Below are 1380 nucleotides of genomic sequence, written 5' to 3' on the forward strand. Positions count from 1 at the left end.
CCTGTCGCAGCAACTTGCAGCAGTGTGCCATGCGCCATCGAGTTAATTTGCAAAGCCTCAAAACTCAATCCGTCAGCCAGAACAAACTTATCAGTTCCTACGGAAAAATTGAGGATAGTATCAATACCACTATTAGCACTTAACACAAAGTGATCATTCCCCGTACCCCCAATCAAAGTATCATCAGAGCCATCACCAAACAGCCAGTCATCTCCTGCACCCCCATTAAGAATATCGCTATCTTTCCCTCCGTAAATAGTGTCATTACCCTCATCACCATTGAGAGTATCTTGACCTTCATTGCCGTATAACAGGTCATCGCCACTACCACCATTAATACAGTCTTGCTGACCGTCTTGACCAACAGCGCCTCGCTCATTTTGCCCACGATCGCCAAAAAGCGTATCATTCCCCTGATCGCCGCACAAAATATCGCTGCCATCATCGCCGTAGATCAAATCATCGCCAGCATCGGCCTGTACTACATCGTCATCCTTGCCTCCACGAAGGGTATCGTTACCAAAACCCCCACTCAAAGAGTCGGAACTCTCGCCGCCGTTGAGTTCGTCATTTCCATCTCCCCCAAATAGCAAGTCGCGGCCATCCACATCGGACACTAACTCGTTTTGCAAACTACCGTAAAGCGAATCGTCTCCTTCATCGCCGACAATAGTGTCGGAACCGAGTTCGCCCCAAATCCGGTCGTTATCTTTGCCACCGTAAATTAAGTCGTTACCTTTGCCGGCAAAAATGCTGTCGTTACCGCTACCGCCGCCGATGAGATCGCCGGTGTCGTTACCGAAAATTAAGTCGCCTTCATCCGTGGCAACTGTACTGCCAAGTTGAGTGCCGTAGTCGCCGATTATGGTGTCGGAACCTTGATTGCCGTAGAGAGTATCCGAGTCAGTTTCGCCGAAAATTCGATCGCCCCCTTTGCCTCCAAACACCAAATCCTGTCCGTTGCCACCCAGTAAGGTGTCGTCTTGTTCTTGGCCGTTGATCAAGTCGTTGCCATCACCTCCCAACAGCAAATCGAAGCCGTCGGGGTCACTGTCTAGGGAGTTGAGTACGCCACCAAACACAGAGTCGTCTCCGTTGTCGCCCCAAAGGGTGTCCGGGCCTTTGTCACCCCAAATCAGGTCGTTGTCGATGCCACCATAGGCGTTGTCAGAACCTTTGCCCGAGTAAATGGTGTCGTTGCCTTGAGTGCCTGCTATGGCGTCGCCTGAAGACCCGCCGAAAATCAGGTCGCCGTCGTTGTCGGTTAAGTCGATGTTGTTGCCGTTGTCGCCGACTATGGTGTCGGAACCCTGATCGCCGTAGAGTGTGTCTCCATTGCGATCGCCAAACAGGCGATCGTTTTGTTTGCCGCCAAATACG

The 1380-nt window shown here is 51.4% G+C and carries 1 protein-coding gene; it reads right to left on the reverse strand.

Annotated elements, in window-relative coordinates; genetic code table 11:
• A partial coding sequence (locus QUA70_RS10865; RefSeq protein ID WP_333347014.1) for a calcium-binding protein occupies positions 1-1380 on the reverse strand: 1380 nt, incomplete at both ends.

This window comes from Microcoleus sp. LAD1_D5 (genome assembly GCF_036702115.1).
Classification (GTDB): domain Bacteria; phylum Cyanobacteriota; class Cyanobacteriia; order Cyanobacteriales; family Microcoleaceae; genus Microcoleus.